At 65.6% G+C, this 26,040-nt stretch carries 28 protein-coding genes and 1 other RNA gene; 9 read left to right on the forward strand and 20 right to left on the reverse strand.

All coding sequences use genetic code 11. From position 1 onward, the window contains the following. Window positions 1-104 precede the first annotated feature (104 nt). Window positions 105-968, reverse strand: coding sequence for an ion transporter (locus tag ACVOLO_RS02380; protein WP_481568677.1), 864 nt, complete (start codon window positions 966-968; stop codon window positions 105-107). A 70-nt stretch (window positions 969-1,038) separates the two neighbouring features. Here ACVOLO_RS02380 and ACVOLO_RS02385 point away from each other — a divergent pair, with 70 nt between their 5' ends. Then, window positions 1,039-2,268, forward strand: coding sequence for an acetylornithine transaminase (locus ACVOLO_RS02385; protein ID WP_481568678.1), 1,230 nt, complete (start codon window positions 1,039-1,041; stop codon window positions 2,266-2,268). A 336-nt stretch (window positions 2,269-2,604) separates the two neighbouring features. Here ACVOLO_RS02385 and ACVOLO_RS02390 read toward each other — a convergent pair whose 3' ends face one another. After that, entirely contained in the window at window positions 2,605-3,249 is a 645-nt protein-coding gene (locus ACVOLO_RS02390; protein ID WP_481568679.1) for an HAD-IA family hydrolase, read from the reverse strand. Between the two features lie 144 nt (window positions 3,250-3,393). On the opposite strand from ACVOLO_RS02390, the gene azu reads away from it, so the two are divergent. Then, complete coding sequence (gene azu / locus ACVOLO_RS02395) at window positions 3,394-3,786, forward strand: azurin (protein WP_481568839.1); 393 nt, start codon at window positions 3,394-3,396, stop codon at window positions 3,784-3,786. Window positions 3,787-4,031: 245 nt separating this feature from the next. Here the strand turns inward: azu and hemL are convergent, their stop codons facing one another. Both hemL and thiE read right to left on the reverse strand, forming a co-directional pair. Beyond that, window positions 4,032-5,324: a glutamate-1-semialdehyde 2,1-aminomutase gene (gene hemL, locus ACVOLO_RS02400; RefSeq protein ID WP_481568680.1), complete on the reverse strand. Its 1,293-nt coding sequence runs from the start codon at window positions 5,322-5,324 to the stop codon at window positions 4,032-4,034. Window positions 5,325-5,522: 198 nt separating this feature from the next. Continuing rightward, window positions 5,523-6,152, reverse strand: coding sequence for a thiamine phosphate synthase (gene thiE, locus ACVOLO_RS02405; protein WP_481568681.1), 630 nt, complete (start codon window positions 6,150-6,152; stop codon window positions 5,523-5,525). A 69-nt stretch (window positions 6,153-6,221) separates the two neighbouring features. Here thiE and ACVOLO_RS02410 point away from each other — a divergent pair, with 69 nt between their 5' ends. Beyond that, window positions 6,222-6,413 (forward strand): rubredoxin, encoded by a 192-nt coding sequence (locus ACVOLO_RS02410; RefSeq protein ID WP_481568682.1) that lies wholly within the window; start codon window positions 6,222-6,224, stop codon window positions 6,411-6,413. 215 nt (window positions 6,414-6,628) lie between these two features. On the opposite strand, the gene ACVOLO_RS02415 is transcribed toward ACVOLO_RS02410, so the two are convergent. From ACVOLO_RS02415 to ACVOLO_RS02450, 8 genes are all read right to left on the reverse strand, one after another. Then, on the reverse strand, window positions 6,629-7,477 hold the full coding sequence (locus tag ACVOLO_RS02415) for a SirB1 family protein (RefSeq protein ID WP_481568683.1): 849 nt from the start codon (window positions 7,475-7,477) through the stop codon (window positions 6,629-6,631). A 66-nt stretch (window positions 7,478-7,543) separates the two neighbouring features. Next, entirely contained in the window at window positions 7,544-8,002 is a 459-nt protein-coding gene (locus ACVOLO_RS02420; RefSeq protein WP_481568684.1) for a DUF192 domain-containing protein, read from the reverse strand. A 162-nt stretch (window positions 8,003-8,164) separates the two neighbouring features. Beyond that, window positions 8,165-8,812 (reverse strand): ribose-5-phosphate isomerase RpiA, encoded by a 648-nt coding sequence (rpiA, locus tag ACVOLO_RS02425; RefSeq protein ID WP_481568685.1) that lies wholly within the window; start codon window positions 8,810-8,812, stop codon window positions 8,165-8,167. Between the two features lie 156 nt (window positions 8,813-8,968). Beyond that, window positions 8,969-9,445, reverse strand: coding sequence for an EVE domain-containing protein (locus ACVOLO_RS02430; protein ID WP_481568686.1), 477 nt, complete (start codon window positions 9,443-9,445; stop codon window positions 8,969-8,971). Continuing rightward, the gene (locus tag ACVOLO_RS02435; protein ID WP_481568687.1) at window positions 9,442-10,029 is read right to left on the reverse strand and encodes a 5-formyltetrahydrofolate cyclo-ligase; all 588 of its coding nucleotides are present in this window, start codon (window positions 10,027-10,029) and stop codon (window positions 9,442-9,444) included. Before ACVOLO_RS02435 ends, ACVOLO_RS02430 begins: the two co-directional genes overlap by 4 nt. A gap of 274 nt (window positions 10,030-10,303) precedes the next feature. Then, window positions 10,304-10,488: non-coding RNA, 6S RNA (gene ssrS, locus ACVOLO_RS02440), on the reverse strand. An 84-nt stretch (window positions 10,489-10,572) separates the two neighbouring features. Beyond that, window positions 10,573-10,872, reverse strand: coding sequence for a cell division protein ZapA (locus tag ACVOLO_RS02445; protein ID WP_481568688.1), 300 nt, complete (start codon window positions 10,870-10,872; stop codon window positions 10,573-10,575). Continuing rightward, a complete protein-coding gene (locus ACVOLO_RS02450) occupies window positions 10,869-11,090 on the reverse strand; it encodes a TIGR02449 family protein (protein ID WP_481568689.1) in 222 nt (73 codons plus the stop codon). Before ACVOLO_RS02450 ends, ACVOLO_RS02445 begins: the two co-directional genes overlap by 4 nt. Window positions 11,091-11,215: 125 nt before the next feature. On the opposite strand from ACVOLO_RS02450, the gene ACVOLO_RS02455 reads away from it, so the two are divergent. Together ACVOLO_RS02455 and pepP are read left to right on the forward strand one after the other, a co-directional pair. After that, window positions 11,216-11,761, forward strand: a complete 546-nt coding sequence (locus ACVOLO_RS02455; RefSeq protein ID WP_481568690.1) for a YecA/YgfB family protein — start codon at window positions 11,216-11,218, stop codon at window positions 11,759-11,761. 8 nt (window positions 11,762-11,769) lie between these two features. Beyond that, complete coding sequence (gene pepP / locus ACVOLO_RS02460) at window positions 11,770-13,095, forward strand: Xaa-Pro aminopeptidase (RefSeq protein WP_481568691.1); 1,326 nt, start codon at window positions 11,770-11,772, stop codon at window positions 13,093-13,095. A 525-nt stretch (window positions 13,096-13,620) separates the two neighbouring features. Here the strand turns inward: pepP and pepQ are convergent. From pepQ to rph, 8 genes are all read right to left on the reverse strand, one after another. Next, window positions 13,621-14,949, reverse strand: a complete 1,329-nt coding sequence (gene pepQ, locus ACVOLO_RS02465; RefSeq protein WP_481568692.1) for a Xaa-Pro dipeptidase — start codon at window positions 14,947-14,949, stop codon at window positions 13,621-13,623. An 84-nt stretch (window positions 14,950-15,033) separates the two neighbouring features. Beyond that, complete coding sequence (locus ACVOLO_RS02470; protein WP_481568693.1) at window positions 15,034-15,381, reverse strand: PilZ domain-containing protein; 348 nt, start codon at window positions 15,379-15,381, stop codon at window positions 15,034-15,036. Beyond that, window positions 15,378-17,870: a DUF1631 family protein gene (locus ACVOLO_RS02475; RefSeq protein ID WP_481568694.1), complete on the reverse strand. Its 2,493-nt coding sequence runs from the start codon at window positions 17,868-17,870 to the stop codon at window positions 15,378-15,380. The genes ACVOLO_RS02470 and ACVOLO_RS02475 overlap by 4 nt, the downstream gene beginning before the upstream one ends. Window positions 17,871-17,941: 71 nt before the next feature. Continuing rightward, a complete protein-coding gene (gene hemW / locus ACVOLO_RS02480; protein ID WP_481568695.1) occupies window positions 17,942-19,171 on the reverse strand; it encodes a radical SAM family heme chaperone HemW in 1,230 nt (409 codons plus the stop codon). Window positions 19,172-19,176: 5 nt separating this feature from the next. Then, complete coding sequence (locus ACVOLO_RS02485; protein WP_481568696.1) at window positions 19,177-19,713, reverse strand: hypothetical protein; 537 nt, start codon at window positions 19,711-19,713, stop codon at window positions 19,177-19,179. A gap of 16 nt (window positions 19,714-19,729) precedes the next feature. Next, a complete protein-coding gene (rdgB, locus tag ACVOLO_RS02490) occupies window positions 19,730-20,329 on the reverse strand; it encodes an RdgB/HAM1 family non-canonical purine NTP pyrophosphatase (protein WP_481568697.1) in 600 nt (199 codons plus the stop codon). Then, window positions 20,326-20,715, reverse strand: a complete 390-nt coding sequence (locus ACVOLO_RS02495; protein WP_481568698.1) for a VOC family protein — start codon at window positions 20,713-20,715, stop codon at window positions 20,326-20,328. The genes rdgB and ACVOLO_RS02495 overlap by 4 nt, the downstream gene beginning before the upstream one ends. Continuing rightward, window positions 20,712-21,440 carry a ribonuclease PH gene (gene rph / locus ACVOLO_RS02500; RefSeq protein ID WP_481568699.1) on the reverse strand — a complete coding sequence of 243 codons (729 nt, stop codon included), beginning with the start codon at window positions 21,438-21,440 and terminating at the stop codon, window positions 20,712-20,714. The genes ACVOLO_RS02495 and rph overlap by 4 nt, the downstream gene beginning before the upstream one ends. Before the next feature lie 109 nt (window positions 21,441-21,549). Between rph and ACVOLO_RS02505 the strand changes: the two genes are divergently transcribed. From ACVOLO_RS02505 to ACVOLO_RS02520, 4 genes are all read left to right on the forward strand, one after another. Continuing rightward, the gene (locus ACVOLO_RS02505; protein WP_481568700.1) at window positions 21,550-22,410 is read left to right on the forward strand and encodes a YicC/YloC family endoribonuclease; all 861 of its coding nucleotides are present in this window, start codon (window positions 21,550-21,552) and stop codon (window positions 22,408-22,410) included. Between the two features lie 278 nt (window positions 22,411-22,688). Continuing rightward, a complete protein-coding gene (gene gmk, locus ACVOLO_RS02510) occupies window positions 22,689-23,321 on the forward strand; it encodes a guanylate kinase (protein ID WP_481568701.1) in 633 nt (210 codons plus the stop codon). A 111-nt stretch (window positions 23,322-23,432) separates the two neighbouring features. After that, window positions 23,433-23,732 carry a DNA-directed RNA polymerase subunit omega gene (gene rpoZ / locus ACVOLO_RS02515; RefSeq protein ID WP_481568702.1) on the forward strand — a complete coding sequence of 100 codons (300 nt, stop codon included), beginning with the start codon at window positions 23,433-23,435 and terminating at the stop codon, window positions 23,730-23,732. A 107-nt stretch (window positions 23,733-23,839) separates the two neighbouring features. Continuing rightward, window positions 23,840-25,999 carry a RelA/SpoT family protein gene (locus ACVOLO_RS02520; protein WP_481568703.1) on the forward strand — a complete coding sequence of 720 codons (2,160 nt, stop codon included), beginning with the start codon at window positions 23,840-23,842 and terminating at the stop codon, window positions 25,997-25,999. Window positions 26,000-26,040 lie beyond the last annotated feature (41 nt).

Here is a 26,040-nt window from a genome sequence, read left to right on the forward strand (position 1 = left end):
CGCCGGCGGCGGCGGCGTCCCCCCCGCCGCCCGCCCCCCGGCCCCTCCCCCCCCCCCCCCGCCCCCCCCGCCCCCCCCCACTACGCCCCCTCCCTCAACACGCCTCAATGCTCGATGTGTTCGGGCAGCTCATGCCCGCAACGGTTGCAGTAGTGCGCCTTGGCTTCGTGGCCCTCATGGCCGCAGACCGTGCAGCCGCGGTTGTCATGGCGGCTTTCGCGCAGCATGTTGCCGGCCAGCTCGGCGGTATAGATGCCGGTGGGTACGGCCAGGATGCTGTAGCCGATCAAAATAAGCGCCGAGGTGATGAAGCGGCCCAGCGTGGTGTGCGGCACGATGTCACCAAAGCCCACCGTGGCCATTGTCACCACGGCCCAGTACATGCTGGTGGGAATGTTGCTGAAGCCGTACTCCGGGCCTTCGATGACGTACATCAGGGCGCCGGCGATGATGGCGATGGTGATCACCATCGACAGGAACAGCAGGATCTTGCGGCGGCTGCGCCAGAGCGCCTGCATCAATACGCCGCTTTCCTCGATGTAGCGGGTCAGCTTGAGGATGCGGAACACCCGCAGCAGGCGCAGCACCCGCACCACCAGCAGGCTCTGCGTGCCGGGGATGAAGAAGGAAATGTAGGACGGCAGGATGGCCAGCAGGTCGATGATGCCCCAGATGCTGAACGCATAGCGCAGGGGGCGCCGCACCACCAGCAGGCGCAGCAGGTATTCGGCGGTGAACAGCAGGGTGAAACCCCACTCCACGATGTAGAAGCCGGTCGCCCAGGACGCATGGATGTGCTGCACGCTGTCCACCATCACCACCAGCACGCTGGCGAGGATGGCCCAGACCAGCAGCAGGTCGAAACGGCGCGAGGGCGGGGTGTCGGTGCGGTGGATGATGTCGAACCAACGGCGGCGCCAGCCGGTTTCGCTGGCCGGGTTCAATTGGGGGGCAGAGAAAAGTCGCATGGGCGGCATTGTGCCGCAGCCGATGGAATGGAGGACAATGCGCCATTCACACCCACCCTCACGGAATGCCATGACCGCTGTCGCCGAACCGTTGCTGTCCCTTTCCAACTACTACCTGCCGGTGTACCGCCCGCGCCAGCTGGTGCTGGAGCGCGGCCAGGGGGCCCGGTTGTGGGATACGCAGGGGCGTGAGTTCATCGACCTGGCCGCTGGCATCGCGGTGTGCAGCCTGGGCCACAACAACCCGGACCTGAAGGCCGCGCTGTTCGAGCAGGCCGACAAGCTGTGGCACACCAGCAACATGTTCTACAGCGAGCCGCCGTTGCACCTGGCGCAGGAGCTGGTGGACGCCTCGCGCTTCGCCAAGCGCGTGTTCCTGTGCAACTCCGGTGCCGAGGCCAACGAAGTGGCCATCAAGCTGGTGCGCAAGTGGGCCAGCGCGCAGGGCCGTGGCGCGGAGAAGCGCGTCATCGTCACCTTCCGCGGCAGCTTCCACGGCCGCACTCTGGCCACGGTGACCGCCACCGCCCAGCCCAAGTACCAGGAAGGCTACGAGCCGCTGCCCGGCGGCTTCCGCTATGTCGATTTCAACGACGTGGCCCAGCTTGAGGAAGCGATGGCCGGCGGCGACGTGGCTGCGGTGATGTTCGAGCCGGTGCAGGGCGAGGGCGGCGTGATGCCGGCCAGCGCCGAGTTCATGCGCCGCGTCCGCGAGCTGTGCGACCAGCACGACGCATTGATGGTGCTGGATGAAATCCAGGTCGGCATGGGCCGCACGGGCGAACTGTTCTCGCACTGGAACTGGGGGGTCACGCCGGACATCGTCACCCTGGCCAAGGCATTGGGCGGCGGCTTCCCGATCGGCGCGATGCTGGCTGGCCCGAAGGTGGCCGACATCATGAATGTCGGTGCGCACGGCAGCACCTTTGGCGGCAACCCGCTGGCCGCTGCGGTGGCACGCGTGGCGCTGCGCAAGCTGGCTTCCGACGAAATCAAGGCCAACGTGCAGCGCCAGTCGGTGGCATTGAAAGCCGGGCTGGAAGCCATTGGCGAAGAGTTCGGGGTGTTCGAGCAGGTGCGCGGCATGGGCTTGATGATCGGTGCGGTGCTCAAGCGGGACTATGTGGCCGATATCGGTACGCTGCTGGACCTGGCTGCCGAGAAGCAGGTGCTGATCCTGCAGGCTGGCACCAGCGTGCTGCGTTTCGTACCGGCGCTGAACATTACCGATGAAGAGTTGGCTGAAGGTCTGAAGCGCGTGCGTGAGGCGATTGCCGCTTACGTTGCGTCGCGGGGCTAAGTGGTAGAGCTACAAAGCTCCCCCTCTCCCCAACCCCCGCTCCGCGCCCCGGCCCTTGCGCTGGCGCAAGGGCGTTCAAAAGGGGTACGAACCAGTGGTTCGTAATCACCCCGTTTTCACCCCACAAGGGGAGAGGGGCTCGATGCACCGCAAGTTGATGCGACGTCTGCAACTGCAGCTTCAAAGCCCCTCTCCCCTTGCGGGAGAGGGGTTGGGGAGAGGGGGCAGCAATTTCACTGCTCAACCCAAACAAACTCAAAAACAACAATGCCCTCGAAGTAATCCCAATCAGCGGACTACATCGAGGGCATTGCCGTTCTGCATGGGGCAACGCAGTCAGGCCAGCAAATGAAACCGCCGCAACAGCCGCCGCAATGACTGCGCGTGATACGCGGTGTCAGCCTGCAGGCCGGCGGTACGTGCGCCCTGCACGTTGCGGAACAAATGATCGACGAACAGCGCCTGCGCCGGTTCACATCCCAATGCCTTGCAGGCGGCGAGATAGGCATCGGGATCGGGTTTGCGGACGCCCAGCGATGCACTGCCCAGCACGGTTTTCCCGGGCAACAACTGCTCGATCACCGGCAGCGTGAGCGCGCCGTTGTTGGTGAGGATGGCGATGGAAACATCACGGTGGACGCGCTCCAGCAGCGCCACACAATCGCGCCGTGGCACCGTTGCCGTCGCGCGCGCACGTTGCCAGTCGCTGGCCTGCAGGCTGCAGCCCAGCCGGTCATTCAGCGTGTGCAGCAGTTGCTGGCCATCCAGTTCGCCGCGCGCATGCGCCAGCTCCAGGCCTTCACTACGCAGCGCGGTATCGACTTGCGCCGGGGTGCACACGGCGGCGTCGGCCAGCTGCTGCAGAAAGCGGCGATGGTCGTAGTCGGCGAGCAGGCCGTCGAAATCGAGCAGCAGGGCGTGTGGTGCGGGCATCGGTTGGCGGGCGACGGAGGGGAAGAAAGTATCGGTGTTGGTAGACATGGCTGCATCCCTGCGACATCACGTCGCAGACGCCGCTGCGGGCCATTGCCTAGAATCAGCACAATCCACTGATCTGCGGAGTTCCAAGTGAAGCGTTCCAGCCTGTTGTTGGCCCTTGTCGTCCTGTTGCCCGCGGCCCCGGCCATGGCCCGTACCTGCGCGGTGACCATCGAGGGCAACGACCGCATGCAGTTTTCAGTGCCGCAGATCAATGTGGCGGCCAGCTGCACGCAGGTGGAGGTCACACTCAAGCACACCGGCCGCATGCCGGCCACGGCGATGGGCCACAACTGGGTGCTGACGCGCACCCCGGATTTCCAGCCGGTGGCCACTGCGGGCATGCGCTCCACGTTGGCCGACAGTTACCTGCCGAAGAACGACGCACGGGTGATCGCCTTCACGCCGATGATCGGCGGTGGCCAGACCACGCAGGTGCGCTTTGCCACCAGCAAGCTCACGCGCGGCGGTGATTACACGTTCTTCTGCTCGTTCCCGGGCCACTGGGGAATGATGAAGGGCAAGCTGGTCTTTGGTTGAGGGCTGTAGCGAACGGATTTAGTTCTCTGCGCTGGAAGCTGCCCTCACCCCAACCCCTCTCCCGCATGCAGGAGAGGGGCTAAAGCAGTAGTGCAATCTGCATGAGCTGCCTGCCTTCTCCCGTGTACGGGAGAAGGTGCCCGAAGAGCCTGCCCCCGCGAAGGCGGGGGGCGGATGAGGGGAAGCTCTTTGCGAAAAAAAGGCCGGCATAAGCCGGCCTTTTCCATGCAATGGCTGCAGGCAGATCAGCCTGCGGCCACTACCTTGAACGCCTCACGCGCCGCCGCCAGCGTGGCATCAATCACCGCATCGTCATGCGCGCTGGACAGGAAGCCGGCTTCATACGCCGAGGGCGCCAGGAACACGCCGCGCTCCAGCATCGCATGGAAGAAGCGATTGAACGCGGGGATGTCGCACGCCGTGGCCTGTGCGTAGGTTTCCACCTTTTCATCAGTGAAGAACAGGCCGAACATCGCGCCGACCTGGTTTGTGGTCACGGCCACGCCGGCTTCGGCGGCGGCAGCTTCCAGGCCGGCGCACAGGCGCGCGCTGGCAGCGTTGAGGCGGTCGTGGAAACCGGGTTCCTGGATCAGCTCCAGCATCGCCAGGCCGGCGGCCATCGCCACCGGGTTGCCGCTGAGCGTACCGGCCTGGTAAATCGGGCCGGCCGGGGCGATCTGCGACATCAGTTCGCGACGGCCGCCATAGGCGCCCACCGGCATGCCGCCGCCGATGATCTTGCCGAAGGTGCTCAGGTCCGGGGTGATGCCGTAATACGCCTGTGCGCCGCCGAGCGCGACACGGAAGCCGGTCATCACTTCGTCGAAGATCAACAGCGCGCCATGCTGCGTGCACAGCGCACGCAGATGCTGCAGATAGCCCTCGCGCGGCGGGATGCAGTTGGCGTTGCCCACCACCGGCTCGATGATCAGCCCGGCGATGTCCGCACCCTGCTGCTCGAACAGCTCGGTGGCGGCCTCGAAATCGTTGTAGGGCAGGGTAAGGGTGAGTTCGCTCAAACCGGCGGGAACGCCCGGCGAAGTCGGCACGCCCAGGGTCAGCATGCCGCTGCCGGCTTTCACCAGGAACGAATCGCCGTGGCCGTGGTAGCAGCCTTCAAACTTGATGATCTTGTTGCGTCCGGTGGCGCCGCGGGCCAGGCGGATGGCCGACAGCGTGGCCTCGGTGCCGGAGTTGACCATGCGCACCATTTCGCAGGACGGCACCAGGCGGGTGATGGTTTCGGCCATGGTCACTTCGGCCGGGCAGGGCGCGCCGAACGACAGGCCATTGCCGATGGCCTGCTGCACCGCTTCGCGTACCGCCGGATGGTTGTGGCCGACGATCATCGGGCCCCAAGAGCCGACGTAGTCGATGTAGGCATTGCCGTCCACGTCATGCAGGTAGGCACCGTCGGCGCGCTGCACGAAGAAGGGCTCGCCGCCGACCGATTTGAACGCACGCACCGGCGAATTGACGCCGCCGGGCAGCAGCGTCTGCGCGCGGGTGAACAGGGCGTGGGATTGGGCGTGGTTCATGCGTGAGTCCTTTGAGGTATCAACAACAACGAAGAGCTTAGCTTTGCATTAGCCCCTCTCCCGCGTGCGGGAGAGGGGTTGGGGTGAGGGGCAGCTTTTAACAAGCGAACGTCAAAAGCCCCCTCATCCGCCCCTTTCGGGGCACCTTCTCCCGCAGGCGGGAGAAGGGAATGGCAGAGATGGTGCGGGCTTGGCTAGTCAGACAGACTCGAAGCAACTGCTATAAGCCGCCAGCGCCGCCACCGGGTCCGCTTCGCTGAACACACCACTGATCACCGCGATCAGGTCCGCACCGGCTTCCACCACAGGCTGGCTATTGTCCGGGGTCAATCCACCAATCGCCACACGTGGCACCCCAAGTGCGGCGCTTTGTCGCAGCAACTCCGGGCTGGCGCGGCGGGTGGTGACCTTGCTGCGGGTCGGATGGAACGCGCCAAACGCCACGTAGCTGGCGCCAGCGGCAACCGCGCGCTGTGCAAGGGCGAGCTCGTCGTAGCAGGAGGCACCGATGATCGCCTGTGGGCCGAGCAGCGCGCGGGCGGCGGCGATGTCGCCATCGTTCTCGCCCAGGTGTACGCCGGCAGCGCCCACGGCATGGGCCAGTTCGGCATCGTCATTGACGATCAGTGGCACACCGGCGTTGGCGCACAGCGCCTGCAATGCCGTGGCCTGGGCGAGTCGGGTTGCTGCGTCCACCGCCTTGTTGCGGTATTGCAGCCAGGTGGTGCCGGCCAGCAGCGGTTCTACCCGTTTCAGCAGGCGCGCGCTGTCGGTTTCGTCGGGGGTGATCAGGTAAACGCCGCGCGGGGCGCTGGGGGTATGGGGCATGAATGACTACCTGTACGGCGGCGGGAGTGTGACAATCAACGCCACTTCTTTGTCCGGCAATTATCCCCGATGTCCGACGCCTCGGCTTCCACCTTCCGCAACTGGATGTGCGTGGTCTGCGGTTTCATCTACCGCGAGGCCGACGGCTTGCCGGAAGAAGGCATCCCGCCAGGCACGCGCTGGGAAGAGGTGCCCGACACCTGGACCTGCCCGGACTGCGGCGTGACCAAGGACGATTTCGAGATGATCGAGCTGGAATGAGGCCAAGCACAGGGCATGTTGCTGCATGCGTAGGAGCGGCCTCGGCCGCGAAATCGACCCTGCCTCCGCAGTCGGCGAACAACCGTTCGTATCCGATGTCGTAATGAAGCCGTCGGCATGGCGGGCAATCTCGTCGTAGGGATTGCGTTTTCTACCGGCTCCGGGTGCAGGAACGGCTTCGCGGCCAAGGCCGCTCCTACACAAGCTGAATCACCTCAATGCAGCCTTGGCCGCTCGCCGCCCAGTTCGATCAGGCGCTCGCGGATGCTGCCGGCGTCGTCGGCCTGGGGATCCATCTTCAGGTAGCGGGCCAGATCGGCGCGGGCACCGGCCAGGTGTTCAAGCTGCAGGTAGGCCAGGCCACGGTCACGGACCGCATCGGCCTGGTCGGGAGCCAGCTTGAGAATGCGGTCGGCACTGCGCGCGGCGCGGTCCCACTCGTCGCGTTCGACGTAGACGCCATACAGGTTGCGCAGCATGCGCATCAGGATCGCGCGATGCGGGGCCGGGTCGAGAATCTGCGCCAGCACGCTGTCATCGGGCGTTTCGCCGCCCAGGTTGCTGCGGGCGCGCTCGCGCAGTTCATCCACGCTCAGCGGCCGGCCGCCGTTGAATGGATCCATGATCAGCACGCCGTCTTCCACCGGCAGCCGCACCAGGAAATGGCCGGGGAAGGAAATACCTTCCAGCGGCAGGCCGAGCCGGCGCGCCACTTCAATCTGCACCAGCGCCAGTGAGATGGGGTTGCCCAGGCGGCGCTCGAATACCTCGTTGAGGTAGCTGTTGCGCGGGTCGTAGTACTCGTCGTTGTTGCCGCTGTAGCCAAGCTCGTTGAACAGGTGATGGTTGATTGCGGCGATCTTCAGCGGCCATTCGCCGGTGGCTTCCACTTCCACGCGCAGGTGGTCGGCATGGGCCTGCAGCGTGCGGTCGTAGGCGGCCGGGTCCAGCTCGGGGTATTCATCGCGGGCAATCAGCAGCGCGGTCGGCAGCAGGGGCAGCGCGTCGTCGGACAGGCTGGCCAGTTCATCCCAAAGCGGCAGGGTGAGGCGTGTATCGGACATGGGTTCAAGACTGCGGGCAAAGCAGCGCCGGTTCAAGGCCGGCGCAACAACGCATGCACGGCCGGTTCAATCAGCCGTGGGAATGCCCGGGCCGAAAACCAGCTCGGTGCCATCCTGCAGGTTGAGTTTGGCTGCCTGGCCGGCATTGAGCTCCAGCACATAACGCGCCGGCTTGAAGCTGGGGTAGGGCGGGCACCTGTCGCCGGCCGAGCACGGCGGCACGTCGCGTTGTTGGCTGACCAGGCGGCGCTCGGTATCGAAGTACAGGATGTCCAGCGCCAGCTTGGTGTTCTTCATCCAGTACGCCTGCGGCTCCTGGCGGTCGTGGATGAACAACATGCCGTGGTCGGCGTCCATCTGCTCGCGGAACATCAGACCGCGGGCGCGGGTTTCGTCGTCCTGGGCCAGTTCCACCTGATAGCGGCTACCGGCCAGTTCCACCCAATGCCTGCCATCAGCGCTGGCGCAACCGGCCAGGGCGAGCAGGGACAGGGCAAGGAGTGCGCGCAGAAAAGTCTTGGACATGGCGGGGACCTGGTTTCAAGGGGAGGCCCTCAGGCAGAACGGGCAGAAGTCAAAAGCTCCCCCTCATCCGCCCGTTGGGCACCTTCTCCCGCGAGCGGGAGAAGGGAAAAGCAAGAAGCAAGAAGCAAGAAGCAGAAAGCAAGAAGCAACGAGCCGCTGCGGTTACAGCACCTGCAGCGGTTCGCCGCCGACAATCACCACATCCGCCGGGCGGCGCGCGAACAGGCCCACGCAGACCACGCCGGGAATCTGGTTGAGCTGTTGCTCCAGCTTCACCGGGTCGGTGATGGCCAGGTTGTGGATGTCCAGGATGACGTTGCCGTTGTCGGTGACCACACCGTCGCGCCACACCGGCTGGCCGCCGGTCAGCGCCAGGATTTCCCGGGCGACCAGGCTGCGCGCCATCGGGATCACTTCCACCGGCAGCGGGAACTTGCCCAGCACCTTGACCTGCTTGCTGGGGTCGACGATGCACACGAACTTCTTGCTGGCCTCGGCGATGATCTTCTCGCGGGTCAGCGCGGCACCGCCGCCCTTGATCAGGTTCTTGTTGCCGTCGCACTCATCGGCGCCATCCACGTACAGCGACAGCGTGCCGGCGTGGTTCAGGTCCATCACCTCGATGCCATGGCCCTTGAGCAGCGCGGTGCTCTGGTCCGAGCTGGAGACCGCACCTTCAATCTGGTCCTTGATGCGGGCCAGAGCCTCGATGAAATAGGCAACGGTGGAGCCGGTGCCGACACCGACAATCATTCCCTTTTCGACGTATTCGATGGCTTTTTCGGCGGCCAGGCGCTTGGCTTCAGACATGGTTTTTTTGGCTTGGTGATTGGGGATTCGGGATTGGTGATTCGCAAAGGCGGATTGCGGCGCGCATTCGGGTTGCTGGGGTCGGGAGGGCAGATTCGAGATTCGCATGGGCTGCTGTGCAGCGCTCTTATCGAATCCCCAATCCCGACTCCCCAATCACCGCTTTTCCAGCGCCAGCAACAACTTCCACTGCGCGGCGGTGACTGGGAACACCGACAGCCGGTTGCCCTTGGCGGTCAGCGGAAACCCTTCGCCCAGTGCTTCGGCATGCTGCTTGATTTCATCCAGCGCGATCACCTGCGCCAGTTTGCGCTCGAAACCCACGTCCACCAGCATCCAGCGCGGCTGCTCGCGCGTGCTCTTGGGGTCGAAGTAATCTGACGTCGGGTCGAACTGGGTGTCATCGGGATAGGCTTCGCTGGCCACCGTGGCCACGCCGACGATGCCCGGCACCTTGGTATTTGAGTGGTAGAACAGGATGCCGTCGCCGACCTTCATGCCGTCGCGCATGAAATTGCGCGCCTGGTAGTTGCGCACGCCGTTCCACGGTTCGGTGCCTACGCGCTGCAGGTCGTCGATGGAAAAGGCGTCCGGTTCGGACTTCATCAGCCAATAGCGCTTGCGGGCGGTCATGCGTTCAACGGTTCCGGGTAGAGAGTGGCCTGCTCGGTACAGATGGCATCCACCGCCACATCCCAGTCCTCGACCGGCAATGACGGCACCTGCTGGGCGGAGAAACCTACCCCTACCAGCCACGGCGGCGCGGCCTGGCGCTGCCGGAATGCGAAGCTGCGATCATACCAGCCGCCCCCCATGCCCAGCCGCCGCCCCATCGGGTCAAAGCCGACCAGCGGGGCCACCACCAGTGCCATTTCTTCCGGCCGCAGGGCCTGCGCCGGGTCCACATCCGGCTCGGGAATGCCGTAGCGATTGCTGACCAGCGATTGGCCCGGCCGCCACGGCGCGAAGCGCAGCAGCTTGCCGTGCAATACCGGCAGGCAATAGACCTGCTGCGATGGCAACTGCATCTGCCAGCGGTGCAGGGCGATCTCCCCGTCCATCGCCCAGTAACCGGCCACATGGCCGCTGATGTCGGCGAAGGGCAGGGCAAGCAGATGCGCAGCCAGGGTTTCGGCGGCAGCGATGCGATCGGCGGCGGGAATGTCGCGGCGGCGTTGGCGCAGTTGCTGGCGAAGGTGTTGGCGGTGGTCGGTCATCAGCAGAGGTCGAGACTGGAAGCCCCTGTCCCGCACGCGGGAGAGGGGTTGAGGTGAGGGTATGAGGTGAGGGTAAGTGCGAAGCACTCGCGGAGCCAAGCCGTGTGAGCGAAGAGCGCGCCTCTGTAGTGCCGACCCATGGTAGGCATTGGCTTTACCTGTATTGCTTCTGCCGACCATGGGTCGGCACTACTCAGGATCCCCATTCCGCGGCGTTTCCAGCAGGACGAAGACAAAAAAGAACGGCGCCCGTTGGGCGCCGTTCTGGAATATTGCATTCTCCGCGGTGACGATGCGTGCGAAACGACCTTGAACCCGGGGTTCAAGTGGGAACGCTGGGGGGCCATCGGGCTTCCCGCTACAAGGCGGACTTGCACACCCGGCTCCGTCGCGCCCCCGTGGTCGTCATTAAGGGACAAGGCGAATGTTTGCACACGCCGTCGTTCACAGCAGAGAACGCGGGCCAAGTATAGCCGGTTGTGCCGGCGTGGGCAGCTTTTTCAGGCGCGCGTCCAATTCACTTGCCTGAGCCGCTCAGCTGGATCAACGCGCGTTGTCGATGGCGATATCCAGGCGTTGGTTGAGTTCGTTCAACGCCGACTGAAAGCGCCGTTGCTGCGCGGCCTGTTCGTCCCGCACCTGCTGCAGTTCATGGGCCAGGTTGAGCGCGGCCAGCACCGCCACGCGATCCACCGCGGCCATGCGGTTGCTGCCGCGGATCTCGCGCATCTTGGCATCGAGCATGCGCGCGGCCGCGTTGAGGCTGTCGCGCTCGGTGGACTCGACGCCGACCGTGTATTCGCGGTCCAGGATGCGGACGCTGACAGGTTCGTTGTTGCTCACGTGTGCTGCTCCAACGATTTGAGGCGGGTGATCATCGCTTCCACCCGCGACCGGGCCTGTTCGTTCTTGGCCAGCAGTTGCGAGCGTTCATTCATCAGGTGTTCCTGCTGCTGGCGCAGGCTCCGGTTCTCCTCGACCAGCCGCTGGTTGCGCTCGAGCAGCAGCTCAAGACGGGAAACGAGGGCGAGCAGCTGGCCGGCAGGGTCGAAGGCATCCATGGTCGGCACGATAGGCATGGCGGGGAGGGGTGGTCAAGGTGGATGACACAGTCCGATTGCTACACTGTGGGGCCGTCGCCAGGCCGCCCGCGGCTGCGACCTTTCCCGTTTTACAGAACCGTCACATGAGCGAACTTCCTGTCATCAACGACATTGCCCAGGCCAGCCAGTCGCTGGGATTGGGTGCTTCTCCGGCCGAACTCCACGGTGGCCTGACTGGTTGGCTGGCCGGCGGTGGTGCCGACCTGCAGGCCTGGCCGGCCAAGGTGCTGGCCGACGACAGCATGCAGGCCCCGGAACCGGGCAGTGCATTGGACCGGCTGCGCGTGGCCACCGTGGCGCAGCTGGAAGACCGCGATTTCGCCTTTGAACTGGTGTTGGCCGATGCGTCGGCACCGCTGCAGGCGCGTACCGACGCCTTGTTCGAGTGGTGCCGTGCCTTCCTCGGTGGCTTTGGCCTGGCTTCGGGCAAACGCCCGACCTTGAGTGAAGAGGGTGAAGAGGCGCTGCAGGACCTGGCGCGCTTGGCCCAGGCGTCCAGCGATCAGTTCGACAGCGCCGATGAAGATGAAGATGCACTGGCCGAGATCGAAGAGTTCGTCCGTGTCGCGGCCCTGCTGCTGCATGGCGACTGCGTGATGGGCTCGCGCCACCGCCAGAGCCTCAACTGAGGAACCGCATGAAGCGCCTTTCCGGGATCACCCCCGCCGAATACGCGCGCCGCCGCCGGCAGCTGATGGAAGCGGCCGGCGATGACGCCATCCTGGTATTGCCGGCCGCGCCGGAGCGCGTGCGCAGCCACGACACCTTCCATCCTTACCGGCAGGATTCCGATTTCTGGTACTTGAGTGGCTTCCAGGAACCGGAAGCGGTGCTGGTGCTGATTCCGGGCCGGCGTCACGGCGAGGCGATCCTGTTCTGCCGCGAGCGCGACCCCGACCGCGAAGCCTGGGACGGCCCGCGCGAAGGCCAGGACGGGGCGGTGTCGCGTTACGGCATGGACGATGCCTATCCCATCGAGGATCTGGATGAAATCCTGCCCGGGCTGCTGGAAGGGCGTTCGCGCGTCTATTACCACTTCGGGCGCGATGCGGATTTCGACCTCAAGCTGATTGGCTGGGTGAACCGTGTGCGCTCACAGGTGCGCCATGGCGCGCAGCCGCCGCATGAATTCCTGGAGCTGGGGCACCTGCTGCACGAGCAGCGGCTGTACAAGTCGGACGATGAAATCGCGCTGATGCAGGCCGCTGCCGACATCAGCGTGCGTGCGCACCGCGCAGCGATGCGCGCTGCCCGCGCGGGTATCCACGAGTACGAGCTGCAGGCCGAGCTTGAGCGCGAGTTCCGCCTGCACAACGCCTGCCCGGCCTACAATAGCATTGTCGGTGCCGGCGCCAACGGCTGTGTGCTGCATTACCGCGACAACCGCAGCGTCAGCCGCGACGGTGAGCTGGTGTTGATCGATGCCGGCGCCGAATACCTGGGCTATGCCAGCGACATCACCCGCACGTTCCCGGTCAATGGCCGCTTCACGCCGGAGCAGCGCGCGCTGCATGACCTGGTACTGGCCGCGCAGGAAGCCGCGCTGGAACAGGCCCAGCCGGGCATTGCTTACGAAGAAGGGCACCTGGCCGCGGTGGAAGTGCTGACCGAAGGTCTGTTGAAGCTGGGTCTGCTGAAGGGCGACCTGGAAGAAAACATCATCGAGCGTCATTACCAGCGCTTCTACCGGCACAAGACCGGGCACTGGCTGGGCCTGGACGTGCATGACGTTGGTGATTACCGCGTGGCCGGTGAATCACGGCTGCTGGAACCGGGCATGGTGTTCACCATCGAGCCGGGGCTGTACATCTCGCCGGAGGATCGCAGCGTGGATGTGCGCTGGCGCGGCATCGGCATCCGCATCGAAGACGATGTGCTGATCACCGAAAGCGGGCATCGCGTACTGACCGGCGCGCTGGAGCGCAGTGCTGACGAGATCGAGGCGTTCATGGCCCGGCGCTGAGGTGCAGGCGGCCCGGCTGTAGCAGTTGCCTTTGCAGTTGCCTTTGCACTTGCCTTCGTACTTGCCCTCCCTTACGCAAAGCGTAGGGGAGGGTATGGGAGGGGTGCAGCTGCTCCGGCCGTTGCTTCCGCAGTTGCAGTTGCCGTTGCTCCAAAGCTCTTGATCTACCGGGCCCCTTCCGCGCTGCGCGCTACAGGTTCACTCCGCTGCGTAAGGGGCCTGTACGTCAAAAGATCGGAGCAACGGCAAGTGCAAGTGCAAAGCAACGGCACCCCTCCCTGGCCCTCCCCTACGCTGCGCGTAAGGGAGGGAAACGGCCAAAGCTACAGCTACAGCCAAAGCCAAAGCCAAAGCCAAAGCTAAAACTAAAACCAAAGCTCGATTGGTTCTGCTTCTTTTGGGGAGGACGGGGTGAAGGGTTTGTGCGATAGCGAAAACGGCCGCTGATACATCTGCCGTAACGCTCATCCCGGGCGCGTTGCGCGCCCGGGGTTCAATCACAGGGCAACTGAGGTCGCCCCTGCATCAGGCCTGCGCGGCGAACACCGGGCGGGTCAGGTTGTCGGCCTCGCCGTCGGTGCACAGCACCTCGTCCTCGATGCGGACGCCGCCGTAAGGGCGGAAGAAATCCACGCGGTCCCAGTTCACGCTGGCGGCGTTGCCGGCCTTCTTCACTTCGTCCAGCAGCATGTCGATGAAGTACACGCCCGGTTCGATGGTTACCACCATGCCCGGCTCCAGTACGCGGGTCATGCGCAGGTAGGGGTGGCCGGCCGGGCGCTCGATGCGGCCGCCGTGCTCGCCTGCGGCAAAGCCCGCCACATCGTGCACCTGCGCGCCGATCAGGTGGCCGATGCCGTGCGGGAAGAACGCCGCGCTGACGCCGGTGGCCAAGGCTGCTTCCGGTGAGACGTTGATCACCCCGAAGTCCTTGAGGATGCCCATCAGCGACAGATGCGCATCGACATGCAGTTGCTTGTAATCAAAGCCCGCGCGCACGGCCTGGCACATCGTGAGCTGCGCGGTGTCCACCGCGTCAATCAGCGCCTGGAACTCCTCGTGGCCAGTGCTGGCGTAGGTGCGGGTGATGTCGCTGGCGTAGCCGTATGCCGAGGCGCCGGCGTCAATCAGGAAGCTGCGCAGCGGCTGCGGCGCCTGCTTGCCCAGGTCGGTGTAATGCAGCACGGCAGCGTGTTCGTTGAGGCCGATGATGTTGCCGTATGGCAGTTCATTGGCGTCCTGGCCCACGGCGCTGCAGTACGCCATGTGGATGTCGAACTCGCTGGCGCCGGCGCGGAACGCGGCTTCGGCGGCGCGGTGGCCGCGCACGGCGTGTACCTGCGCCTGGCGCATCAAGGCGATTTCATACGGCGTCTTGTAGCCGCGGTGCCAATCCAGGTAATGGATGACCGCATCAGGATTGTTCGGCACGAAGCCGCCCAGCGCGCTCTGCGCTTCGCCCAGGATGGCGCAGCGGCTCGGGTCCCTGGGCAGCAGCGGCAGGGCGTCTTCCGGCTTGCGGATGATGTGGATGTCGAAATGCTCCACCCACCAGCCGCTGGGAGCATCGGGCACGACATGCCAGTAGTCGAACGGCTGGTAGAACACCAGCGTCGGGCGTTTGCCGGGGGTGTGGATCAGCCAGCTGTAAGGCAGTTTGGTCAGCGGCAGCCAGGCCTTGAACTGCGGGTTGACCGCGTACGGGTAGTCGCGGTCGTCGAACACCTGGTAGTGCTGGGTGCCGCTGGGAATGACTAGGTGGTCGAAACCGGCGCGTGCCAGCGCCGTATCGGCGCGCTGGGTAAGCACGCCCAGGTGCTGGGAATACAGGGTGCCGGGATCTTGCTGGTTCATCGCCATGGCTCGCTTGCAGGTGCGTGATGCGGAGCCGTTGATTTTGCCGCAATCGCGGTGTTGCCGCTGTGCCGTTTTCGGCACTCAGGCTGGCGGAAGGCGGTCCTCGATCCAGCGCTGCAGCTGATCGCGCTGGCTCTTTTCCAGGGTGAGAAAGCGGAACCCGGCCCATGACTGGTCCTGCGCGTGGGTGGGTTCGCTCCATAGCAGGTGGGCGCCGACATCAATCAACAGTTGCCCGCCACGGCCGTCGGCGATGGGGAACTGGAGTTGGTACAGCGCGTCTTCCTGCAGGGCCACGGAGGCGATCAGCAACATGCCGGTTTCGGAAATGTTGCCGAGCCGGCCGATCTGGGTGCCGGTCATCTGGTCACGTACCGGCACCATTTCCGGTACCTGCATGCGTGGTGCGCGGCGCGTATTGGTGATCATGCGGACTCCCCGGTGCTGGAGGATTGGCCGGCGATCGAGCGCAGCGCACGCACGGTTGCCTGCCAGGCACGGTCGATCAGCCGTCCACGGTCCTCGGTGACGATGCGCAGCTGGCCCTTGGCCATCAGCCGCGACAGGGCGTCCAGTGAATGCTCGGAGACCTTCTGGCCGCGCTGGTTCACGAACAGAGCGTTGTCGGTGATCAGGCTGTACCAGGACAGGCGCTGGCGCCGGTTGTCGCCCTGCTGGTTGACGGTGAATTCAAACCACGTGCCGAACGGCAGCGTGCGCAACTGGCGGTGGAAGGCTTCTTCGGCCTCGCTGCGCGGGGACGGGGCTTTCCTGCGCCGCTCCTCCTGCTCGTCCGGTTCACCGGCCTGGCCCAGGCGCGCGCGCGCCTTGAGCTTGGCGGCCAGTTCGGTACGCGAGGTGATTGCGTCGTCGCCGCCGGGCGTGGAAAGCCGCCGCGAGATGGCGGCGGCTTCGTCCTGGTGGTAGCCCACCTGCAGCAGCGCCTGCTCGATTTCCTCACCGAAAGCGGTATCGGCCGCGCCACCCGGGGCCTGGGTGGTGATTTCGCTGATGCGTCGGGTGGCTTGTTCGCGCTGTTGCCATTCGCTGGAACCTTCGCCCTGGCGCAGCAGGGTGAGGGTGAGTACGTCGGCCCACGCGTTGCGCAGCAGGGTCTGCACGAACTTGGGTGGCTCGGTGCTCTGGCACAGGTTGTCGATGGTGTGGTTGGCCAGCTGCTTGGCCGCTTCCAGACGTTCCTTGCCGCGCGCGGCTTCCACCTGCCGGCGTTCGGCCATCTCAGCGCGCCGCGCCGCAGCGCGCAGGTGGCCCTGGATGTGATCGTTGGCTTCGACAAAGACGGCTTCGTCGCCCTGGTAGTCGGTGACCACCTTGTTGACGGCGTCCTTGAGCTTGAGCAGCAACAGCGGGTCACTGTCGTCGTCGCTGAGCCAGACCGCGCCCGATTCGGCCACCGCGTTCAGCAGTTCGCGCGCCGGGTGCTGGTCGCGCAGGAAGAATTCCTGATCGCTGATGGCCGCGCGTGCCAATGGCACCTGCAGGCGCTGCAGCAGGTCGGCGGCCGGGCCTTCGCTGCGGACTTCGCGTTGCAGCTGGGAATACAGCATGCCGAGCAGGTCCATCGTGTCGGCATCCTGCGCCGACAAGGTTGCTGCCGGGCCGTGTTCGGCCTTGAGCTGTGACAGCAGGGCGTCGCGGATGTCGGCAATGCTGTGGCGGCTGCCGGACGAGGATGCCGGTGCCTGAAGTTTGCCCAGCACATGCATCGCTGCCTGGCTGGAAACCGGCATTGGCGGGGGGCCGGCAGGGGCCGCCTGGGCGCCTGCATGCGCGGGTGGGTTGGGCAGCTGTGGCGTGGCCATGCCCGCGCCCAATGCGCCCTGGGCGGCAGGCGCGCTGGCGGCGGTGTATGCGCCTGCGGCTGCGCCCATCACATCGCCTGCTGCCGCCCCGTTGTTCCGGGCCAGGGCGTGCCGTGCGGCATCCAGCAAGGTATGCAGGCTGTCCATGTTTGCGGGAGCGGCATGGCCCGCGGCGCTGGCCGTTGGCGGCGCGGGCTGCGCAACGCCGTGCGCGGCGGTTCCGGGTTGGACAGCCCCCTGCAGTTCATTGGAAATGCTGGCCCAGGAGGCGGCGGGTGCCTGGCCCTGCCAACTGGTCAGCGGTGCCGGGGGACCGGCAGGTGCGGGTGCGCCACCGCCGGGCTGGGCGCCGGAGGCGCCGACACCTGCGCCGCGTGGCGCGGAGGGGCGGGGCAGATGCGGCCGATATACCAGCCCGGGCAAGACACCTTCGCGGTCCAGCAGGATGTTCAGCCGATCCAGCAGTTCGGCATGCCGTGGCATGACCATGCGGTCAAACACCTGGTACAGCACCAACTGGGCATCCAGGCTCAGTTGCATGGCTTCACCGCAGTCGCGCAGGGCGCGGCACAGCGCGTACGGACCCAGCGGCAGGCGCTCGGGGTCAAACGCCGGCTGCGCGGCCAGCACGGCAAAGCGTTGCCCCAGCAGCAGCAGGGGATTGGTGACACGGAAGGATTCGCGCCGTGCCATCTCGTGCAGCACGATGTCGCGATCGATGTCGGTGTCTTCCACCAGCGTCATCGACTTGAACGTGGCCGCATGCGTTTCGGCGCTGGGCTTGGGCGGCTCCTTGAAGGCTGCCAGTTGCCCGGCCAGCGCATCCAGATAGAGGTCGGGCAGTTGCTCGGCGCACGCGCGCAGCAGCCGCAACTGGGCGTAGACGTCGGACTGGGTCTGGCTGTTGGGTGCCATTTCCGCGCGCTTGAACAGGGCGCGCTCGAAGTCGACGGCAGTGAGCTGCAGTGGCGTGCGCAGCACTTCGTCGGCGACAAGAAACGTGCTTTCCAGCAGTTGGCGTACGCGGGCAGGCGCTGGCGTAGCCGCGACCCGAGCCAGTGCCTGGCTGGATGAGCGTGGTGCGGTGCCTGACATGCTGGATTCCTTCCCCCTTAATGGGCGAGTTCTATCATTTTTGTGATGCGATCACCACTTCGGTGGCGCTCTTACGCCAAGAATAATTCCACGACGTCATTGGTGAAACGACGGCCAAGGTCGGTGGGAACCAGGTGGTCGCCCTGGCGGGCAAGCCAGCCGCGGGCGATGGCGGTGTCCAGCGCCGCTTGCAGCACGCTGCGCTGCAGGCCGGTGCGGGATTCAAAATCGCGCAGGCTGAAACCTTCGTGCAGGCGCAGCAGGTTGAGCATGTACTCGAACGGCAACCGCTCGGCGCTGATGACATCATCACCGCCAATGGAAGCGGCAGTGCCGGCGGTATCCATGAACGTCTGCGGGTGTTTGTGCTTCCAGCGGCGCAGCACATGCTGCTCGGCACCGGAGCTGATCTTGCCGTGCGCACCGGCACCGACGCCCAGGTAGTCGCCAAAGCGCCAGTAGTTGAGGTTGTGTGCGCACTGGTAGCCGTCACGGGCGTAGGCGCTGACCTCGTAGTGACCGTAACCGGCCTGTGCAAGCAACGCCTGGCAATGCTCCTGCATGTCCCAGGCGTGGTCTTCGTCGGGGATGCCCCGTGGCGGGCGGGCGAAGAACACGGTGTTGGGTTCCAGGGTCAGCTGGTAATGCGAGATGTGCGTGGGATTGAGCGCGAAGGCGCGTTCCAGGTCGTACTCGGCCTGTGCCAGGGTCTGCTCGGGCAGCGCGTACATCAGGTCAATGTTGAAGTTGTTGTAGCCGGCGTCCTGTGCCAGCTTCACCGCGCGCTCGGCCTCGCCACTGTCGTGGATGCGGCCCAGCCGCTTGAGCGCGTCGTCGTTGAAGGTCTGGATACCGAAGCTGATGCGGTTCACCCCGGCTGCGCGGTAGCGGTCGAAGCGGCCGTGTTCGGCGGTGCCGGGGTTGGTCTCCAGCGTCACTTCCAGGTTCGGCGCGAAACGCAGCCGGGCGCTGGCTTCCTGCAGGAAACGGTCGATTGCCTCGGGCGGGAACAGGCTGGGCGTGCCGCCACCGAAGAACACGCTGCTGACCACGCGGCCCCAGACCAGTGGCAGGTCCTGGTCCAGGTCGCGGATCAACGCGTCGATATAGGCATCGAACGGCAGCTCGCCCTTGCCGGCATGCGAGTTGAAATCGCAATACGGGCATTTGCGCACGCACCAGGGCAGGTGGACGTACAGCGACAGCGGCGGCGGCACCAGCTGCAGGCCGGTGTCGTGGCCGTGCTCGCCCGAACAGGTTTCGCCGGGAAGGTGGTTGCAGTGGCTGTGGGTGTGGGGCATGGGCGTCAGGAAAGCGGGGTGGAGTCCTGGCCGGCCGGGCGGCGCCCGGCCAGCAGCAGGATGGGGTCGATCATTGCGCGCGGCTGCGCACGGCGCACGGCCGCAGCAACGTCGCCGAACATCGTGGAAGGGCCCGCGTAGCGCCCCACTTCGTTGTCCATCAAACGGTGGCGCCGTGGCTGCACGCCGTTGCGCATGTGCAGGTACAGCCCGGAAACCATGGCCTTTCGCTTGTCGGCGAAATTGTCGTAACGGACTTCGAGCACATCGGTGAGCGGCACCTGCCGCCAGCGGTGCAGGGAGCCGATGTTGTGATAGCGCAGCAACCCTGCGCGCTCGTCCAGCACCATGCGCTGCCAGGCGATGGGCGCGCAGACCAGCGAAAAGGCCAGCGCGCTGCCCAGTGCCCACAGCGGCACGGCCAGCCAGGACTGGTCGCCATCATGGGCGAACATGGCACCGGCGATGGCACCGCCGATGCCGCCCAGCAGGGCCATCAGCCGCAGGACTCCAGGCTGGGTCCGGTAGTGGCGTGCGCGCATGGGCGAAGCTTCCGGCTCAGTCGAACCTGAGCCGGAGCAAGCGCTGCTTCAGCTGCTGCAGGGCGATGGCGCGATGGCTGCGGCCGTTCTTCTGCTGCGGTTCCATCTGCGCGGCGGTCAGGCCCAGTTCTTCGTCCAGGAACACCGGGTTGTAGCCGAAGCCATTGCTGCCACGCAGTTCGTCGATGATGCGGCCTTCCCAGCTGCCTTCGCAGATCAACGGTTGCGGGTCGTTGGCATGGCGCAGCAGCACGATCACCGCGTAGAAGCGCGCGCTGCGGCGTTCGGCCGGCACGTCACGCAACGCATCAAGCAGCTTGGCGTTGTTGGCGGCATCGTTGGTGGGGCTGCCGGCGTAGCGCGCGCTGTACAGGCCGGGTGCGCCGTCCAGCGCATCGACGATCAGGCCGGAGTCATCGGCCAGTGCCGGCAGGCCGGTGACTTCACAGGCGTGGCGCGCCTTGATCAGCGCGTTCTCGACGAAGGTCAGGCCGGTTTCGGGCACATCGCCAACACCCAGTTCGGCCTGCGGCACGATCTGCAGGGGCAGGTCGGCCAACATGGCCTGCAGCTCTTTCAGTTTGCCGGCGTTGCCGCTGGCCAGTACCAGTTTCATTGTTTGGGCTCCAGCAGATCCCAGGTGTTGCCGTACAGGTCGCGGAACACCGCGACGGTGGCGTAGGGCTCGTCGCGTGGGGTTTCCAGAAATTCAACACCGCGTGCGGTCATGGCGGCGTGGTCGCGCCAGAAGTCATCGGTGTGCAGAAAGAAGCCAACACGGCCGCCGGTCTGGTTGCCGATGCGGCTGCGTTGTTCTTCGTCACTGGCGCGTGCCAGCAGCAGGGCGGCGGCGCTGCCGTCGGCCGGGCCGACCACCACCCAGCGTTTGTGGCCCTGGTCAACGTCTTCCAGCAGCTGGAAACCCAGCATGCCCGTGTACCAGGCAATGGCTTGGTCGTAGTCAGCCACCACCAGTGTGACCAGGGCGATGTGCCGGCTCATGCCTTGGCCAGTGCCGCCTGCTGCGCGTCGAACAGTTCACGGATGCCCTTCTCGGCCAGCACCAGCAGCGCGTCCAGTTCATCGCGACGGAAGGCGTGGCCTTCGGCGGTGCCCTGCAGCTCGATGAAACCGCCGCCGTCATTCATCACGACATTCATGTCGGTATCGCAATCGCTGTCTTCGGCGTAATCCAGGTCCAGCACCGGCACGCCCTTGTACACACCCACCGACACCGCCGCGACCGCGCCGAAGATCGGGTTGCGCTTGATCTCACCCCGCTTGAGCAGCACGTTCACCGCGTCCACCAGCGCCACGTAAGCGCCGGTGATGGCGGCGGTGCGGGTGCCGCCGTCGGCCTGCAGCACGTCGCAGTCCAGGGTGATGGTGCGCTCGCCCAGTGCGTTGCGGTCGATGCAGGCGCGCAGGGTGCGGCCAATCAGGCGCTGGATTTCCAGGGTGCGGCCGCCCTGCTTGCCACGCGCTGCTTCACGGTCCGAGCGGGTGTGGGTGGAGCGCGGCAGCATGCCGTATTCGGCGGTCACCCAGCCTTCGCCCTTGCCGCGCAGGAAACCCGGCACGCGGTTCTCGATGCTGGCGGTGCACAGCACGCGGGTGTCACCGAAGCTCACCAGCACCGAGCCTTCGGCATGGCGGGTGAAGGCGCGTTCGATGGTGACGGTACGCAGCTGATCGGCCGGGCGGCCGCTGGGACGGGAAAAGGTCATGGATAGTCCGGATTGCGAAGGTGTGCAGGGGGCGCCCGGGCGGTCGATTGGCCAGCGTCCGGGGGCGCCTAGGGTACCATTCGCCCTTTGCAACGCACCGGAATTCCACATGATTCGAAGCATGACTGCCTATGCCGGCGGTGAACGTGTCACGCCCTGGGGCACCCTCGGCTGCGAGATGCGCTCGGTCAACCACCGTTTCCTTGAAGTAGGGGTACGGTTGCCGGAAGAACTGCGCGCGCTGGAACCGCAGCTGCGTGAACGCGTGGCCGGGCGCATCAGCCGCGGCAAGCTGGATCTGGTGATGCGCCTGCGCGTGCCGGAGGCGGCGGCGACGCTGCACGTCAACGAGGCGCTGGTCGAGCAGTTGGGCACCCTGGCCCAGCGCCTGCACTCGCGGTTCCCGGACATGCGCGTGGAGTTCACCGAGCTGCTGCAGTATCCGGGCGTGCTGCGCACCGAAGCCACCGACGCGGCTGCGCTGCAGGCCGAAGCCATGGCACTGCTGGACGAGGTGATCGACGGTTTCGTCCAGGCCCGCGAGCGTGAAGGCGACAAGCTGGCCAGCGCCATCAGCGAGCGCGTGGACAGCATCGAGCGCATTGCCGCGGAGGTGCGTGTACTGATCCCGCTGATCCGTGAAGGCCAGCGCGCCAAGCTGGCTGCCCGCCTGGCCGACCTGCCGCACCCGGTTGATCCGGGCCGGGCCGAGCAGGAGCTGGTGATGTGGCTGCAGAAGCTGGATGTGGACGAGGAGCTGGATCGCCTGAGCAGCCACATCGGTGAGATCCGCCGGGTGCTCAAGCAACGCGAGCCGGTGGGCCGCCGCCTGGACTTCCTGCTGCAGGAGTTCAACCGCGAGTCCAACACCCTGGGCTCCAAATCGGTGGACAGCCGTACCTCAAACGCCTCGGTGGAGCTGAAGGTGCTGATAGACCAGATCCGCGAGCAGGTGCAGAACATCGAGTAAGCGCGTACCTGGCCCGGATACAGACGCCGCGCCGCGTGCAGTGACAAGCCCCTCTCCCGCCTGTGGGAGACGGGTTGGGGTGAGGGGAGGCTTCCAGCTCCCAAAGCGCAAGGCAGCTCCACCCGTCCTTCGGGCACCTGCATTCTGCAGATCCAGCCCCGCTCCCGGCCGTGCTGCTGACCGCTCCATTCCCAATCAGGCGGCAAATGCCTGTACGAACAGGCCAGGGCCAGTCGCGTGATATCCTTCGCTGCCATTTCAAGTGGCTCAGCGGTTCCATGCGCGGAACTCTCTACATCGTCGCCGCCCCGTCCGGGGCTGGCAAAAGCAGCATCGTCAACGCCACGCTGGCGCGCGATCCGCATATTTCACTGTCCATTTCCTTCACCTCGCGGGCCATGCGGCCGGGCGAGGAGAACGGCAAGCACTATCACTTCGTCAGCGCCGCCGAGTTCGAGCGGATGATCGACGCCGGCGATTTCTTCGAGCATGCCCTGGTGCATGGCGACTGGAAGGGCACGGCCCGGCAGTCGGTCGAGCCGCAACTGGCCTCGGGCAAGGACGTGCTGCTGGAGATCGACTGGCAGGGCGCCCGCCAGGTGCGGGAGAAGGTGGCCGGCGCGGTCAGCGTCTTCATCCTGCCGCCCTCGCGCCAGGCGCTGGACGAGCGCATGCGCAAGCGTGGGCAGGACAGCGAGGCGGTCATGGCCCAGCGCCTGGCCGCCGCCCGCGAGGAAATGCTGCATTACGACGAGTTCGACTACGTCATCGTCAACGAGGATTTCGACACCGCCGTGGGCGAGATGTGCGCGATCTTCGCGGCCAGCCGCCTGCGCCGGGAGCCCCAGCAGCAGCGCCATGCCCAGTTGATCGAGTCCCTGCTGCAGGCCGAAAGCCAAGCAAGCGATTGATTCACAAGGGGCTGTTCAGGTGCCGGCTTGAACTTGAGCCGGTCCGGCCCTTACAATCCGTCCCCTTTCCCTCATTCGTTCGAGCGGCCGCGCAGGTCGCCGGGAGCCCGCATGGCCCGCATTACCGTAGAAGATTGCCTGGAAGTCGTTAACAACCGTTTCGAGCTGGTCATGATGGCGTCCAAGCGCGCCCGTCAGCTGGCCAATGGTGTCCAGGCGACGATCGACAACAGCGAGACCGAGGACAAGCCGACCGTGCTGGCGCTGCGTGAAATCGCCGCCCGCAAGATCGACAACGAGCTGATCGAGGAAGTCGAGAAGGCCGAGCGCGAGCGCATCGAGCGCGAAGCACTGGAATGGGCCGCCGCCGAAGTGGTCGCCGACGAAGACATGTCCAAGAACGACGATTGATCGGCTCGATCAAACGCATCGCTGCAACATTGGAACAGCCCGCCCCGTGCGGGCTGTTCTGCATTGTGGGGTTTGCCGAAGTACGCCTGCTGGCATAGTCTTCCGGCATGAACCCAGGCCCTTCCGCCCAGGTAGCCACGCCAGCGGGCGGGGCGGTACCTGACTATGTCCTTCAACTCGAACGCGCAGCCAGCTACCTGCCCGCCGAGCAGCTGCCGTTGCTGCGTCGTGCGTGGGAAGTCGGCGCGTCCGCGCACGCGGGCCAGACCCGCAAGTCCGGCGAGCCCTACATCACCCATCCGGTCGCCGTGGCGCGCATCCTGGCCGAGCTCGGCCTGGACGTGGAAGCGCTGATTGCCGCGATCCTGCACGACACCATCGAAGACACACCGCTGACCGGCGAGGAACTGGCCGGTGAGTTCGGCCAGACCGTGGCCGAGCTGGTGGACGGCGTCACCAAGCTGGACAAGCTCAAGTTCCGTGACCGCCAGGAAGCGGCGGCCGAGAGCTTCCGCAAGATGCTGCTGGCCATGTCGCGCGACCTGCGCGTGATCATGATCAAGCTGGCCGACCGCCTGCACAACATGCGCACGCTGGGCGCGCAAAGTGCCGAGGCGCGGCGCCGCATCGCCCTGGAAACGCTGGACATCTACGCGCCCATCGCCCAGCGCCTGGGCATGAACCTGATCAAGTCCGAGCTGCAGAACCTGGGCTTCCGCGCGCTGTACCCGTGGCGCCACGCCATTCTCGAAAAACACATCCGCAGCCAGCCGGTGGTGCGCCGCGAGTCGATGGCGCAGGTGGAAGTGCAGCTGTCGCAGCGCCTGGCGCGCGAGGGGCTGGAGCACCGCCTGATCAGCCGCATCAAGACGCCCTGGAGCATCTACACCAAGATGCACGAGGAGAACAAAAGCTTCGACCAGGTGATGGATGTCTTCGGCTTCCGCCTGGTCGTGCGCAATGTGCCCAACTGTTACCACGCGCTGGGCGCGGTGCATGCCACGTTCAAGCCGCTGGATGGCCGCTTCCGTGACTTCATCGCCATTCCCAAGGCCAACGGTTACCAGTCGCTGCACACGGTGTTGTTCGGGCCATACGGCTCGCCGATCGAAGTGCAGATCCGCACCGAGGAAATGGACCTGATCGCCGAGCGCGGCGTGGCCGCGCACTGGACCTACAAGTTCGGCGGTGACACGCCCAACAGCGCACAGAGCCGCGCGCATGCGTGGATCGTCGACCTGATTGATTCGCAGCGCACTGCCGGTTCGTCGCTGGAATTCCTGGACAACGTCAAGGTCGATCTGTTCCCGGACGAGGTGTACCTGTTCACGCCGAAGGGCAAGATCCTGGCATTGCCGCGCAATTCCACCGCGCTGGATTTTGCCTATGCCGTGCATACCGACGTGGGCAACCGCGCGGTGGCTTCGCGCGTGGACAAGAAGCTGGTGCCGCTGCGCACGCGCCTGGTGAGCGGGCAGAGCGTGGAGATCATCACCGCGCGCTCGGCCTCGCCCAAGCCGCAGTGGCTGGAATTCGTGGTCAGCAGCAAGGCCCGCACCGCCATCCGCCACCAGCTCAAGCAGCTGGAACACGAAGATGCCGTGCAGCTGGGCCACAGCATGCTCGACCGCGCGCTGGAAGCCATGGACAGCTCCATCGAGCGCCTGCCCAAGGGGCGCCTGGATGCCTTCCTCAACGAACACCGTTATCCGCGCCTGGAGGCCTTCCTGGCCGATGTCGCGCTGGGCAACTGGATGCCGACCCAGGCCGCACAGGCGCTGATGGCACATGCCGAACTGCGTGGCGGCAACATGTCCAGCCGCCTGCAGGAGAAGATCCTGATCAATGGCAGTGAGCGTGGCGTGGTCAGCTTCGCCAACTGCTGCCAACCGATCCCCGGCGACGACATCATGGGCTACCACACCGCCGGCAAGGGCATCGTCGTGCACCGCATGGATTGCCCGAACCTGGCCGAGCTGCGCAAGACGCCCGACCGCTGGGTGCCGATTGGCTGGGACACCAGCGTGGTCGGCGACTACGACACCGCCCTGGTGGTGGAAGTGGAGAACGGCACCGGCGTGCTGGCGCAGTTGGCCGCAGCCATCGCGCAGAGCCATTCCAACATCGAGCGGGTGGATTACCTGGACCGCGATTTCAACGCGGCGGTGCTGTGTTTCAACATCCAGGTCCGCGACCGTAACCATCTGGCCGAAGTGATGCGTCGCCTGCGCCGGTTGCAGGTGGTGCAGTCCGTACGCCGGCAGTAAATGCGCTGCCGTGCGTAGGCTGGGATGAAATCCCAGCCTAC

This window comes from Stenotrophomonas sp. STEN056, assembly GCF_056759635.1.